This window comes from Pseudomonas sp. AOB-7, from assembly GCF_003696305.1.
In the GTDB taxonomy this organism is placed as follows: Bacteria; Pseudomonadota; Gammaproteobacteria; order Pseudomonadales; family Pseudomonadaceae; genus Aquipseudomonas.
In genome coordinates, this window is the sequence record NZ_RFFK01000001.1 from 892,266 (window position 1) to 904,179 (window position 11,914).

Consider the following 11,914-nt stretch of genomic DNA (forward strand, 5'->3'; position numbering starts at 1 on the left):
TAGAGCAATGCAAGGCAAAAACAGGCGAGGAAGCGGAGTTTACTGGTGTAAATGAGCATTCCGAGCCTGTTTTTAACGCAGCAGTGCCGACGCGCAGCAGACTTTGAACAGGTTCTAACAACCCACAGGTGGTCGAACGCCATGCACCTCACTGGCCTCACCCTCTGCATCCGCAAACCACTGCCCGGGGCCGCCATGGCCTATCTGCGCGGCAAGTGGACGCCCGCCCATCTCTTTCTCAAGCGCTTGCGCGCCTGTGTCACGGCCAAACAGAACGGCTTCTGGCAGATAGTCCGCTGATCGACTCGCCTCGCTGAAATTCGCCCGCGTCCGACGCCTTTGCGCTCGCCGCCCGCGCCCCCGTGCGCCGGGCCGCCGCGTACTGTCGGCGCGCACTCATGGTCGAACAACAACAAGAGTTGCTCATGAATACAGACAGAGCCTTGCTGGTCATCGACATGCAGCAGGAAGAGGGTTTCCCCCTGCATGACCTACCCGCGGTCATCGACAATCACGCCACGCTGCTCGACGCCATGCGCAGTGCCGGTATCCCCATCCTCTACAGCCGCCACATCAACGCGGCGGACGGCAGCGACCTGCCGCCGGGCGAGCCGCGGGACGCCGGCGGGCGCCCGACCAGCTACCGTGCCGGCAGCCGCCAGGTGGAAATCCTCGAACGCCTGGCGCCGCGTCCCGGCGAGCTGGTATTCGACAAGCCCCGCTACAGCTGCTTCCACCGCACCGGGCTGGATCGCCACCTGCGCGAGCTGGGCGTGCGCCGCCTGGCGGTCGCCGGCGTGCTCACCGACGCCTGCGTGCTGGCCACGGTGCTCGACGCCTTCGCCCTGGGCTACCGGGTCGAGCTGATCGCCGACGCCTGCACCAGCACCACCGACGCGGCCCACCATGCGGCGCTGCTGATCATGGCCAACTGGGTCTACGCCATCGAACTGTTCGCCACCGAGCAGTACCTGCGCGCCCTGCGGGGCGAGCCCTTCTCGTCCTGCCGACCAACGGCGCCGGACAGTTTCGCTCACCAGCCGGCCGCGTTCGCCGCCGCCATCGCCCGCCTCGAATCCAGCCTCGGCCTGCAGCGCCGGGAACAGGAGTAACCGCTATGCAAGTCGAGAAAAGAAGCATCGATTTCATCCCCGAAAACGAACGCCACGGCCAGCCGGGTTCGCTGTTCTACATCTGGTTCGGCGCCAATATGAACATCACCACCATCGCCTCCGGCGTGCTGCCGGTGATGCTCGGTCTGAACCTGTTCTGGAGCGCCCTGGCGATCGTCCTCGGTTCGCTGATCGGCGCCGTCTTCATGGCCTCGCATTCGGCTCAGGGTCCCAGGCTGGGCATCCCGCAGATGATCCAGAGCCGAGCCCAGTTCGGCGTGCTCGGCGCGGTGCTGCCGCTGCTGTTCGTGATGCTCATCTACCTGGGCTTCTTCGTCAGCAACACCCTGCTGGCGGCGCAGGCGATCGAGTCGGTCAGCCCGCTGGGCGGCACGGGCAACATCTACCTGATCGGCGCGCTGTGCTTCGTGGTCGCGCTCTACGGCTACCGCCTGATCCACCGCCTGCAGAAGTTGCTGTCGCTGCTCTCGGTGCTGGTGTTTCTCGCCGCCAGCGCCCTCGCCCTGGGTCTGCCGATCCCGGCCGGGCAGTGGTCGCCGGCCGGTTTCGCGCTGCCGCAGTTCCTCGTCGCGGTGAGTATCGCGGTCACCTGGCAGCTGTCCTACGCGCCCTATGTCGCCGACTACTCGCGCTACCTGCCCAGCGCCACCTCGGCGGCCCGGGTGTTCTGGTTCAGCTATGCCGGCACGGTGGCGGGCGGCGCCTGGATGATGATCCTCGGCGCCGTGCTCAGCGTGGGCATAGGCGGCTTTGCCGACAACGTCGGCAGCCATCTGGCCCAGCTGTTCGGCCCGGGCGCGCTGCTGCTGTTTCTGTTCATCGTCTATGGCCAGGTGGCGATCAACGTGTTCAACCTCTACGGCGCCTTCATGTCCACGGTCACGGTGATCGAACCCTTCGCCCGCCTGCGCGTGACGCCCAGGGTGCGCGCCCTGTTCATGCTGCTGATCAGCCTGATCGCCACCGCCCTGTGCAGCGTCAGTCAGGAGAACTTCATCGCCTTCTTCCTCAACTTCATCTTCTTCATGAGCTACTTCCTCATCCCCTGGACCGCCATCAACCTGGTGGACTACTACTGCCTGCGCAAGGGCGAGTACTGCGTGGCGGACATCTTCGACCCGTGCGGCCGCTACGGCCGGGTCAACCTGATCGCCTGCGGCAGCTTCGTGCTGGCCATCGTGCTACAGGTGCCGTTCATGAACACCACGCTCTACGTCGGCCCGATCGCCAGCGCCTTGGACGGCGTGGACCTGGCCTGGGCGGTGGGCCTGCTGGTGCCGGCGCTGACCTACTACGGCCTGATGCGCCGCCAGCGAATGGCCAGTGGCGCACAACCGCTGTCGCCCTGAAGCCTAAGGCAGACCTCACCCCGCGCGGGGTGAGGTCTGCCTCGGGGTTGCGCCGCGCCTTGCAGCGCACTCGTTCTCAGCCAGCAACGAAGGCGGCGATATGCGCGGCGCTGGCCTCGGGATACTGCAACTGCGGGCCATGCCCGGTGCTGGGCAGGGTCAGCAGCTGCAGGGTGGGCAGCGTCCGGTTGAGCGCGTACCAGTTCTCCACCGGAAACACGATGTCGTGGTCGCCGCCCAGGTGCAGCACCGGCGTTTGCGTCCGCTTGAGCGCCTCCAGCGCCGCCGGCAGCGGGAACATCGGGTTGCGCGGCCCGTCGCCGAGAAACTGCGCGGCCCAGGCAAAAGGCACCGGCGGGCAGCGCCCGTCGCTGCGTCGGGCGATGCGCTCGGCCGAACGCTGCGCCGCCTCGCGGCTGCTGGCCGAACTCGGTTCGAAGAACAGGCTGACGAAATCCTCGAAATCGTTGTCGCGGGCGGCCAGCTCATAGAACAGCGGCTCGCCGGTCTTGACCAGCGGGCCGGGCGGCGTGGTGGCGATCAGCAGCAGGTGGCTGAGCAGTTGCGGCGCCTGCAACAGCACCAGCTGCGCCGCCACGCCGCCAATCGACCAGCCGCCCAGCACCAGGCGGCCAAGTCCCAGCGCGCCGATCAGATCGAGGATGTCCTTGGCCAGCGCGGCCGGGTCATAGCTCGGCTGCCCCGTGGACCAGCCGAGGCCGCTGTAGTCGAAGACATGCACGCGGAAATCCCGCGCGGCGAGCGCATCGAGGAAGGCCGGATCCCAGTCGTCCATGGTGCCGCGAAAGCGCAGGCACAGCAGCAGCGGCGTGCCTGCGCCGATGACGCGATAGGCCAGGCGCCGGCCGTCGACCTCGACGAACTGGTTGGCGGCAGTAGTGGCGGAATCTGCAAGGCTCATGATCGTGGGCTCCTGGTGAAAGACCGCTGTGATTCGCCCGCCAGGGCGCCTTGGTGACCTCGCCCCCGCTCGGCGCCCAGCGGCATTGCCCCCGGCATCGCGGCCAAAGTCATGCTCTGTTTCATGGGGCCTCCTAGAGCGCCTGCAGGTACTCGGCCGTGGAGATCACCGGCGCGTAACCGAAGCGGAGCGCCGCCATAAAGGCCGCGTGTACCTGTTCGGCGGGCACCTTCACGCCATTGAACTCGAGGTCGAGGGTGGCGCAGGCATCGTGCAGCACAGTGGTGGCGTAACCGAAATCCACGGCAGCGCGGGTGATGCCGTCCACGCACATATGGCTCATGTTGCCCACCACCACCACCGCCTCGATGCCGTGCCGATCCAGCACGGCCTTGAGCTCGGTCTCCCGGAAAGAATTGATGTAGTGCTTGAGCACCACCGGCTCGTCAGGCTGATTGATCACGCTGGGGTGCAGCTGCGCGCCTTCGCTGCCGGGGCGGAAGAACGGCGCGTCGGCGCTGGTGAACTCATGGCGGATATGCACGACCAGATCGCCGCGCTCGCGGAACACGGCGATCACCTGCGCCGCCTTGGCCGCGGCGGCCTCGACCTTGCTCAGGGTCCACAGGCCGCCGGGAAAGTAATCGTTCTGGATATCCACCACGATCAGGGCTGTCTTGCTGCTCATGTGAATGACCTCTCAATGGGTGCGAACAACGCTGCCTGCTAGCTGCGCAGGAAGGCCAGCATGTCAGCGCCCAGCCGTTCCTTGTGGGTGTCGGTGATGCCGTGCGGGGCGCCGGGGTAGATCACCAGCTTGGCGTGCGGCACCAGCCTGGCCGAGGCGCGTGCGGCGGCGTCCACCGGGACGATCTGGTCGTCGTCGCCGTGCAGGATCAGCGTGGGGATGGAGAACTTCTTCAGGTCTTCGGTGAAATCGGTTTCGGAGAAGGCCTTGATGCAGTCGTAGGCGTTCTTGTGCCCGGCCATCATGCCCTGCATCCAGAAGGCGTCGATCACCCCCTGGGAGGCCTTGGCGCCGGGGCGGTTGTAGCCGAAGAAGGGGCCGCTGGCGACGTCGCGGTACAGCTGCGAGCGGTCGGCCAGCGAGGCGGCGCGGATGCCGTCGAACACCGAAAGTGGCAGGCCGCCGGGATTGGCCTCGGTCTGCACCATCAGCGGCGGCACCGCCGCGATCAACCCGGCCTTGGCCACCCGCGCCGTGCCGTGGCGGCCGATGTAGCGCGCCACCTCGCCGCCGCCGGTGGAGAAGCCGAACAGCGCGGCGCCGCGCACGTCCAGCTGATCGAGCAACTGGGCCAGGTCGTCGGCATAGGTGTCCATCTCGTTGCCGCTCCAGGGCTGGCTGGAGCGGCCATGGCCGCGGCGGTCGTGGGCGATCACCCGGTAGCCGTTGCTGGCGAGAAACATCATCTGCGCCTCCCAGCTGTCGGCGTTGAGCGGCCAGCCGTGGCTGAGCACCACAACCGGGCCAGTGCCCCAGTCCTTGTAATAGATCTCGGTGCCGTCGCGAGTGGTGATAGTGCCCATGGTCTTGCGCTCTCCATTCTCTGGTTGCGGGCGGCTTGCCGCGGGGCCACTGCCGCGCGTGCAACCGCCCAGGGGTAACAGCAGCGCCGTGGCCAGCGCGGCGGAGCCGAGCAGCAGGTGGCGACGGCCGTGGTTCAGCGGTGCTTCAGGGTATTGCGGCATTGGCAGACGCTCCTCTGCTAAGCGACGGCGGCAGGCGCACGCGCATCAGGTTCCAGGTACTGACCCGCTCCTCCCACTCGTCGCCCTCGGCGGGCGTCAGCGGCAGGGCCAGGTTGCTGACCAGCATCCACTCGCCCTGCACCACGCTGCTGGCGGGAAACAGCAGGCCGCGCGGCGCGCCGTTGCCGGCGATGCCCTGAAAGCCGCCCGCGCGCACGCGGATCAGGCCGCGTTCGTCGAGGCCGAGCAGCTGGTCGACCTGATTGGCCAGCAGCCACAGCAGGCCGTCGTAAAACAGCAAGCCGTCGGCTCCCGGCAGGCTCTCGGCGAGCACCTGCAGCTCGCCGCTCGCCAGGTTCAGGCGCAGCAGGCGACCGTCGCCGGCGTTGTTGATATAGAGCCGGCTTTCGTCGGCATTGAAGGCCAGGCCGTTGGCGCCGAAGGGCAGAAAGCCCGCGGTGGCCAGCAGCGGATCGCGCGACAGCACCTCTAGCGTGCAGGGCGCGCAGCGCGTGGCATTGGCGATGCGATACAGCGCGCCCTGGAAGGAGTCGGAGACATAGAGATCGCCATTGCCGGCGAACACCAGGCCGTTGGGCGCCGGCATGCCGCTGGCGCCGAAGTGGATTCGGTCCTGGCTGCCGTCCGGGTTGGCCACGCTGCGCGGGGAGGGCACGGCCGGGCTGAGCCGGGGGAAGTCGAGCAGGTCCTCGACCGGGCTGTCCGCGGTGAAATCGGCCGCGATGCGTTGCAGCTTGCCGGCACCGAAGTTGAGGATATAAATCTGGCCATCGGCATAACCCACGCCGGTCAACGGCGTCGCGGCAAAGGCGCGTTGCGCCAGCAGCCGGCCATCGGCGGCATAGCGCAGCAGCTGGTTGTTGCGCACGCTGGCAGGTTCGCGCGCATCGAAGGTGCCGACGTAGATTTCACCGTTGCCCGGGTTGGCGGCGAGCCCTTCCGGGTAGCGCACCCCGGCGGGCAGCTCGACGAACGGCTCGACCTCGAGCACCTGCGGGCCCAGCGCCTCGGCCCGCACAGCAGCAGGCGCGGCGGCCAGCAGCAGGCTCAGGATGCCCATTCGACACTGCGACAGACTCATATCGCCTCCACTCGCGTCGACCACGCTCGAACGCTTCAGGGGGCTCGTCAGGGCGCCGAATGCCGGGGCAGCGGATGGCGAGCGATGAATCGATGGTCGCTGCGCGCGGCAGCAGGCAGCTACGTAAAATCGGCAAAGTTGCCAGGCGCCGTGGATTTGCCTGTTTTACGTAGTCGCAGCGCCCGTCTCGGCCCAGTCTGGAGGCGTCGCCCTCGCCAGGACACTGCCATGCCACCGCGCATCACGCCGCGCCAACGCGCCCGGCAGGCCTCTCACGAGCGCTTGCTGCAGCGGGTGCTGGAGTCGTTGCCGCTCGGCTGCGGGCGCCCGCCGCGCCTGGCCGAGCTGTGCCGCAGCGTCGGGGTCAGCGAACGCACCCTGCGCAGCGCCTTCGTCGCCACCCTGGGCATGGCGCCGGCACGTTATCTGCGCCTGCGCCGCCTGCACCTGCTGCGCGCCGCCCTGGCGGTCGCCGATCAGCATCAGAGCAGCGTCACGGAGATCGCCCGGCGCTTCGGCTACACCGATTGCGGGCGCATGGCGGCGGACTACCACGCATTGTTCGGCGAGTACCCCAGCGTCACCCTGCTGCGCGGCGTCAACCCTGGCTGAGCGACGGCGGCAGCGAACGGCGGCTGCGCAGCGACTGCGACGGCAGCTCGCCGAAGTAGCGACGGTAGAGGCCGGCGAAACGGCCGAAGTCCCACACGCCGAAGCGCGCGCAAATCTCGGTGATGGTCTCCCCCGCCGCCGCGTGCAGGATGGCGCGGCGAATCGCGTGCAGGCGGTGCTGCATCAGGTAGCGGTGCGGGCTCATGCCCAGGTAGCGGGTGAACAGGTTGCGCAGCGTGCGCTCCGAGGTGTGGCAGGCCTGGCACAGGTCGGCGAGGTGCAGCGGGGTATCCGGCATGGCGTCGAGCAGTTCCAGGGCCCGGCGCAGTATCGACTGGTGGTTGTGCCGGCCAGCGGCGGCGGATGGCGCCGGCGTCACCGGCAACAGGCTGCGGAACACCCGGTCCAGCAGTTCGCCGCGCGCCGCGCACTCGGCCGCCGGGGCATGCAGCTCCTGCGGTGCACAGTGGTCGATGCGCAGCAGGCGCAGCGCCAGCCAGACCAGCGGCGCCAGGTCCTGCTGGGCCAGGCAGACCAGATTGCGTGCAAGCATCGAGGCGTCGAACTCGTCCTCGTGCTGCTGCGCCCAGCGCAGCACCAGTTCGCAGGACATGGCCACGGTCATCCAGCTCGCCGGCTGGCTGGCGTCGATATGGAACATCGCCTCGGGCACCATCCAGCCGATCAGCCGCCGATCCAGGCGCTGGCCGCCCAGCACGGTACACTCGTGCCGGCTCAGGGGCAGGAAGATATTGAAGAAGCCGGGCAGGCCGACGCCGCTGTAGACGGTGCCGGCGCCCTCGCGGCCGAACATCAGGGCCACGCCGTCCAGCTCGACCACGCGCAAACGCCAGTCGCGCTGCTGCCGCGAACGCAGCACGTAATGCCCCTCGACCCCGTACAAGGCCTCTTCGAACTCGTCGAAGTCGGCGCAGATCAGCCGGCTCATGCTGCCCCCAGGAAAGCGCCCTGCGCCGGTACTGGACAGCCGCAGATCAACGCGCGAGTCCAGTGTAGAAGCATTCGTATCCGCTTGCCGCGCCGGCGATCGGTGGCCGGTGCGGCGTTTTTCGGCCGCGTCCCGGCCCTGCAGGCGGGGTGCCCAGTCCTCGACCTGGCCCTGCTCCAGCCGCCGCTCCAGGGTGCGCCGCCACGACGGCACCAGCGGCAGGGTCAGGCATTCGCGCAGCAGCTCGCTCTCCACCCGCTTGTCGAACAGCACCGCCGAGAGACGGCTCAGTGGCCAGTCGGCATGGGCGCGCTCGACCAGTCGCAGGTGCTCGCCGGCGCCGCCCCCCCTCTTGCAGCACCCGGTAGTACCAGCCGGTGCGCCCGGACTGCTGCACGCGCAGGGCCAGCGTAGCGACGCCGAAGCGGTCGCTTGTCGATGGCGCTGCGCGAACCCGGTCGGCTGAACGGCTGTGCGCGGCCGGTGAGCAGCGCGTCGAGACGAATACCGGGCAGGCTCATGTCGCCACCTCGGCGGCTTGATGTTCGCGACAGATCAGCGTCGCATCGGCGGGCGCCAGTCACTGCGCGTTCTGAGCGCCCCATCGTCGAGCGAGAACTACATGAACAGATACCGACTCATGGTGCGCAAGGGCGCCAGGCTGTTGGGCCATTTCGAATCCGCTACCCCCTGGGCGCGGGAGGCCGTGCAAGACATCTCGCGCTGCCTGGCCGGCTCCGGCTACGACCTCGAACTGCTGGTGGCCGACGGCGAGCGGCGCCTGCTGGACTGCGCTCCGGATGGCATCCGCGTGCTCGCCAGCGAACCTCTGTTCAAGCGCACCGAGCTGCAGCCGTGGTGACCGGGCGAGGCGCTCGCGGCGCCCGTGGCGGGTTATGCTGAGCCGTCTTCGCCCGCGCTTGCCGGCGGGCAAGACCCTTCGACCTCGCCACCCATGCAGTGGAAACCGCCCATGGCCATGCCCGCCCCGCCCCTCGCCGTTGCCGCCCTGATGCTGGCCGCCGGCTACAGCCGCCGTTTCGGCGCCGACAAGCGCCGCGCGGCCCTGGCCGACGGCCACTCGCTGCTGACCGCCAGCCTGGCGCTGCCCTGCGCGGCGCTGGACGAGGTGTGGCTGGTGCTGCGCCCGGACGAGACGCCCGCCGGGCTGGGGCTGCCGGCAGCCGTGCGCATCGTCCAGGACCCGGCCAGCGCCCAGGGCATGGGCCATAGCCTGGCCGCCGGGGCGCGGCGCCTGTTGGCCGAATCGTCGGCGCAGGCCGTGGCGATCTTTCTCGCCGATATGCCGCGGATTCGCCGCGACAGCCTCGACGCCCTGCTGGCGCAAGCCGACGCCGAGTGCATCCTGCTGCCGAGCTATCGCGGCAGCCGCGGCCATCCGGTGCTGTTCGGCCGCCGCTTCTGGCCGCAGCTCGCCGCGCTGAGCGGCGACACGGGCGCCAAGTCGGTCATCCAGCAGCACCCGGGCGCGGTGCGGATTGTCGAGCTGGACGATCCGGGTCTGGTGCTGGATGTCGACACCGCCGAGGACTGGCGCCGCCTTTAAGCCTCGGCCCCCGCCTGGCGCATCAGCGTCTCGCTCAGCGCCTGGGCGGCGCGGGACAGCTGGTGCCCGGCCAGGTGCAGCAGGCCGACGCGGCGGGCGACCTGCGGCTCGCTCAGCGGCAGGCAGCGCGCGCCCAACTCCTCCATCTGCCGCCGGCATAGGCTGGGCACCGCGCTGACGCCCAGGCCCTCGGCGACCATGCGCCCCACCGTCACCAACTGATGGCTCTCGAAGGCCACCGGCAGCTTGCCGTGCGTGGCGATGACGCTGTCCTCCAGCAGCAGGCGCACCGCCGAGGGCCGCTGCAGGGTGATGAAGGGCTGTTCCAGCAGCTGCGCCCAGCTCAGCTCGGCGCAGGCGGCCAGGGCGCTGGCGGCCGGCACCACGGCGACGAAGCGGTCGTCGTACAGCGCGGTGAATTGCAGGCCGTCGAGGGTCGCCGGCTCGAAGGCGATGCCCAGCTCGACGCGGCGGTCGCGTACCATCTCCAGCACCTGCTCGTTGATCACGTCGTGCACCGTCACCCCCACCCGCGGATGGGCGTCGCGGAAGGCGCGCAGCGCCGCCGGCAGGCGGTTGCCGGCGAACGAGGGCATGGCCGCCACCGCCACCCTGCCCAGCTGCAGGCTGAAGTGCTGGCGCAGCAGGTCCTCGGCGTTGTCCCAGTCGGCCAGCAGGCGCACGGCGATCGGCAGCAGGGTCTCGCCCTCGGGGGTCAGCGCCACGCTGCGGGTGGTGCGCACCAGCAACTGGCCGCCGAGCGACTCCTCCAGGTTCTTGATCGCCAGGCTCAGCGCCGGTTGCGACAGGTGCAGGCGTTCGCAGGCCTGGGCGAAGCTCAGGTTCTGCGCCACGGCGAGGAAGGCGCGCAGCTGCTTGACGGTCATTGATTTGCTTACCTGATTAATTCAGAGGAAAAACAAACTTAACAAATCACTCCCCAGAGCTGAAGCTTGGCCTCACCCCGGATAACAACAAGAGGCACCCCGAGATGAGCGGACTCGACAAGCGCGTCGGCAGCTATGAAGAAGCCCTGGACGGCCTGCAGGACGGCATGACCGTGCTGGCCGGCGGCTTCGGCCTGTGCGGTATCCCCGAAAACCTGATCAAAGAGATCCGCCGCCGCGGCGTGCGCGACCTCACCGTGGTGTCCAACAACTGCGGCGTCGACGGTTTCGGTCTCGGCGTGCTGCTGGAAGACCGGCAGATCCGCAAGATGGTCGCCTCCTACGTCGGCGAGAACGCGCTGTTCGAGCAGCAGCTGCTGTCCGGCGAGCTGGAAGTCGAACTGACCCCGCAGGGCAGCCTGGCCGAGAAGCTGCGCGCCGGCGGCGCCGGCATCCCCGCCTTCTTCACCGCCACCGGCTACGGCACCCCGGTCGCCGAGGGCAAGGAGGCACGCGAGATCAACGGCCGCCACTACATCCTCGAGCCGGCCATCACCGGCGACTTCGCCATCGTCAAGGGCTGGAAGGCCGACCACTTCGGCAACGTGGTCTATCGCCACACCGCGCAGAACTTCAACCCGGTGGTGGCCACCGCCGGACGCATCACCGTGGTCGAGGTGGAGGAAATAGTCGAGCCCGGCGAGCTGGACCCGACGCAGATCCACACCCCCGGCATCTACGTCGACCGGCTGATCTGCGGCAGCTTCGAAAAACGCATCGAAAAACGCACCCTGCGCGCCTGAGGAGAGACGACCATGGCTTTGACCCGTGAACAGATGGCCCAGCGCGTCGCCCGCGAACTGCAGGACGGCTACTACGTCAACCTCGGCATCGGCATCCCCACCCTGGTGGCCAACTACGTGCCCGAGGGTATGCAGGTGATGCTGCAGTCGGAGAACGGCCTGCTCGGCATGGGCGCCTTCCCGACGGAAGCCGAGGTCGACGCCGATATGATCAACGCCGGCAAGCAGACCGTCACCGCGGTCAAGGGCGCATCGATCTTCAGCTCGGCCGAGTCCTTCGCCATGATCCGCGGCGGCCACGTCGACCTGACCGTGCTCGGCGCCTTCGAGGTGGACGTGCGCGGCAACATCGCCTCGTGGATGATCCCCGGCAAGCTGGTCAAGGGCATGGGCGGCGCCATGGATCTGGTGGCCGGCGCCGACAACATCATCGTCACCATGACCCACGCCTCCAAGGACGGCGAGTCCAAGCTGCTGGAGCACTGCAGCCTACCGCTGACCGGCTGCGGCTGCATCCGCAAGGTGCTGACCGACCTGGCCTACCTGGAAATCGAGAACCACGCCTTCGTCCTGCGCGAGCGCGCGCCGGGGGTGAGCGTCGAGGAAATCGTCGCCAAGACCGCCGGCAAGCTGATCGTGCCCGACCACGTGCCGGAAATGAGCTTCTAAGTTGTCTACCGTCTCGAAGGCGCCACCACGCACGGCGTCTTCGGGGCGTTTTTAGTTCGGCCAGATGGGGCTTGTGGCAGAGGCTTTAGCCGCGACTGGAAACTCGCCGCTAAAGCGCCTCCCGCGGCTCTGGTATCGCACTGCAGCGTGGAGCGATTCGCTCTCGCCTAGGAGTCAAGCATGCAAGACGTCGTCATAGTCGCCGCCA

Annotated in this window: 14 protein-coding genes and 1 pseudogene; 8 read left to right on the forward strand and 7 right to left on the reverse strand. The window is 68.4% G+C overall.

Annotated features, from left to right (window positions below):
* Nucleotides 1-141: 141 nt before the first annotated feature.
* The 3 genes from EA796_RS23280 (at nt 142) to EA796_RS04315 (ending at nt 2,482) form a co-directional block, all read left to right on the forward strand.
* Entirely contained in the window at nt 142-300 is a 159-nt protein-coding gene (locus EA796_RS23280) for a hypothetical protein (protein ID WP_177342885.1), read from the forward strand.
* Between the two features lie 125 nt (nt 301-425).
* Nucleotides 426-1,112, forward strand: coding sequence for a cysteine hydrolase family protein (locus EA796_RS04310; RefSeq protein ID WP_122107642.1), 687 nt, complete (start codon nt 426-428; stop codon nt 1,110-1,112).
* A gap of 5 nt (nt 1,113-1,117) precedes the next feature.
* A complete protein-coding gene (locus EA796_RS04315) occupies nt 1,118-2,482 on the forward strand; it encodes a cytosine permease (protein WP_021442931.1) in 1,365 nt (454 codons plus the stop codon).
* A 76-nt stretch (nt 2,483-2,558) separates the two neighbouring features.
* On the opposite strand, the gene EA796_RS04320 is transcribed toward EA796_RS04315, so the two are convergent.
* From EA796_RS04320 to EA796_RS04335, 4 genes are all read right to left on the reverse strand, one after another.
* On the reverse strand, nt 2,559-3,404 hold the full coding sequence (locus tag EA796_RS04320) for an alpha/beta fold hydrolase (RefSeq protein WP_122107643.1): 846 nt from the start codon (nt 3,402-3,404) through the stop codon (nt 2,559-2,561).
* A 133-nt stretch (nt 3,405-3,537) separates the two neighbouring features.
* Complete coding sequence (locus EA796_RS04325) at nt 3,538-4,092, reverse strand: cysteine hydrolase family protein (protein WP_122107644.1); 555 nt, start codon at nt 4,090-4,092, stop codon at nt 3,538-3,540.
* A gap of 38 nt (nt 4,093-4,130) precedes the next feature.
* Nucleotides 4,131-4,955, reverse strand: coding sequence for an alpha/beta fold hydrolase (locus EA796_RS04330; protein WP_122107645.1), 825 nt, complete (start codon nt 4,953-4,955; stop codon nt 4,131-4,133).
* Nucleotides 4,956-5,100: 145 nt separating this feature from the next.
* Nucleotides 5,101-6,219, reverse strand: a complete 1,119-nt coding sequence (locus EA796_RS04335) for an SMP-30/gluconolactonase/LRE family protein (RefSeq protein WP_147459027.1) — start codon at nt 6,217-6,219, stop codon at nt 5,101-5,103.
* Nucleotides 6,220-6,447: 228 nt separating this feature from the next.
* On the opposite strand from EA796_RS04335, the gene EA796_RS04340 reads away from it, so the two are divergent.
* Complete coding sequence (locus EA796_RS04340; protein ID WP_021442926.1) at nt 6,448-6,831, forward strand: helix-turn-helix domain-containing protein; 384 nt, start codon at nt 6,448-6,450, stop codon at nt 6,829-6,831.
* On the opposite strand, the gene EA796_RS23555 is transcribed toward EA796_RS04340, so the two are convergent.
* Nucleotides 6,818-7,780, reverse strand: a complete 963-nt coding sequence (locus EA796_RS23555) for a helix-turn-helix domain-containing protein (RefSeq protein ID WP_178082531.1) — start codon at nt 7,778-7,780, stop codon at nt 6,818-6,820. The two genes, EA796_RS04340 and EA796_RS23555, sit on opposite strands and share 14 nt — an antisense overlap.
* A 135-nt stretch (nt 7,781-7,915) precedes the next feature.
* A pseudogene (locus EA796_RS04350) lies at nt 7,916-8,213 on the reverse strand (3-alpha domain-containing protein); the annotation flags it as partial.
* Between the two features lie 189 nt (nt 8,214-8,402).
* On the opposite strand from EA796_RS04350, the gene EA796_RS04355 reads away from it, so the two are divergent.
* Both EA796_RS04355 and EA796_RS04360 read left to right on the forward strand, forming a co-directional pair.
* Entirely contained in the window at nt 8,403-8,642 is a 240-nt protein-coding gene (locus tag EA796_RS04355) for a cytoplasmic protein (protein ID WP_122107648.1), read from the forward strand.
* Nucleotides 8,643-8,753: 111 nt separating this feature from the next.
* Nucleotides 8,754-9,347, forward strand: coding sequence for an NTP transferase domain-containing protein (locus EA796_RS04360; RefSeq protein WP_256679084.1), 594 nt, complete (start codon nt 8,754-8,756; stop codon nt 9,345-9,347).
* On the opposite strand, the gene EA796_RS04365 is transcribed toward EA796_RS04360, so the two are convergent.
* Nucleotides 9,344-10,234 (reverse strand): LysR family transcriptional regulator, encoded by an 891-nt coding sequence (locus tag EA796_RS04365; RefSeq protein ID WP_122107649.1) that lies wholly within the window; start codon nt 10,232-10,234, stop codon nt 9,344-9,346. The two genes, EA796_RS04360 and EA796_RS04365, sit on opposite strands and share 4 nt — an antisense overlap.
* Before the next feature lie 104 nt (nt 10,235-10,338).
* Between EA796_RS04365 and EA796_RS04370 the strand changes: the two genes are divergently transcribed.
* On the forward strand, nt 10,339-11,037 hold the full coding sequence (locus EA796_RS04370) for a CoA transferase subunit A (RefSeq protein WP_021443594.1): 699 nt from the start codon (nt 10,339-10,341) through the stop codon (nt 11,035-11,037).
* 12 nt (nt 11,038-11,049) lie between these two features.
* Nucleotides 11,050-11,706, forward strand: a complete 657-nt coding sequence (locus EA796_RS04375; RefSeq protein WP_122107650.1) for a CoA transferase subunit B — start codon at nt 11,050-11,052, stop codon at nt 11,704-11,706.
* Nucleotides 11,707-11,914: the final 208 nt, after the last annotated feature.

Bases quoted from the DNA above. Each gene is read 5' to 3' on its own strand.
- EA796_RS23280 (WP_177342885.1), top strand. From the start codon at position 142: ATGCACCTCACTGGCCTCACCCTCTGCATCCGCAAACCACTGCCCGGG.
- EA796_RS04310 (WP_122107642.1), top strand. From the start codon at position 426: ATGAATACAGACAGAGCCTTGCTGGTCATCGACATGCAGCAGGAAGAG.
- EA796_RS04315 (WP_021442931.1), top strand. From the start codon at position 1,118: ATGCAAGTCGAGAAAAGAAGCATCGATTTCATCCCCGAAAACGAACGC.
- EA796_RS04320 (WP_122107643.1), bottom strand. From the start codon at position 3,404: ATGAGCCTTGCAGATTCCGCCACTACTGCCGCCAACCAGTTCGTCGAG.
- EA796_RS04325 (WP_122107644.1), bottom strand. From the start codon at position 4,092: ATGAGCAGCAAGACAGCCCTGATCGTGGTGGATATCCAGAACGATTAC.
- EA796_RS04330 (WP_122107645.1), bottom strand. From the start codon at position 4,955: ATGGGCACTATCACCACTCGCGACGGCACCGAGATCTATTACAAGGAC.
- EA796_RS04335 (WP_147459027.1), bottom strand. From the start codon at position 6,219: ATGAGTCTGTCGCAGTGTCGAATGGGCATCCTGAGCCTGCTGCTGGCC.
- EA796_RS04340 (WP_021442926.1), top strand. From the start codon at position 6,448: ATGCCACCGCGCATCACGCCGCGCCAACGCGCCCGGCAGGCCTCTCAC.
- EA796_RS23555 (WP_178082531.1), bottom strand. From the start codon at position 7,780: ATGAGCCGGCTGATCTGCGCCGACTTCGACGAGTTCGAAGAGGCCTTG.
- EA796_RS04355 (WP_122107648.1), top strand. From the start codon at position 8,403: ATGAACAGATACCGACTCATGGTGCGCAAGGGCGCCAGGCTGTTGGGC.
- EA796_RS04360 (WP_256679084.1), top strand. From the start codon at position 8,754: ATGGCCATGCCCGCCCCGCCCCTCGCCGTTGCCGCCCTGATGCTGGCC.
- EA796_RS04365 (WP_122107649.1), bottom strand. From the start codon at position 10,234: ATGACCGTCAAGCAGCTGCGCGCCTTCCTCGCCGTGGCGCAGAACCTG.
- EA796_RS04370 (WP_021443594.1), top strand. From the start codon at position 10,339: ATGAGCGGACTCGACAAGCGCGTCGGCAGCTATGAAGAAGCCCTGGAC.
- EA796_RS04375 (WP_122107650.1), top strand. From the start codon at position 11,050: ATGGCTTTGACCCGTGAACAGATGGCCCAGCGCGTCGCCCGCGAACTG.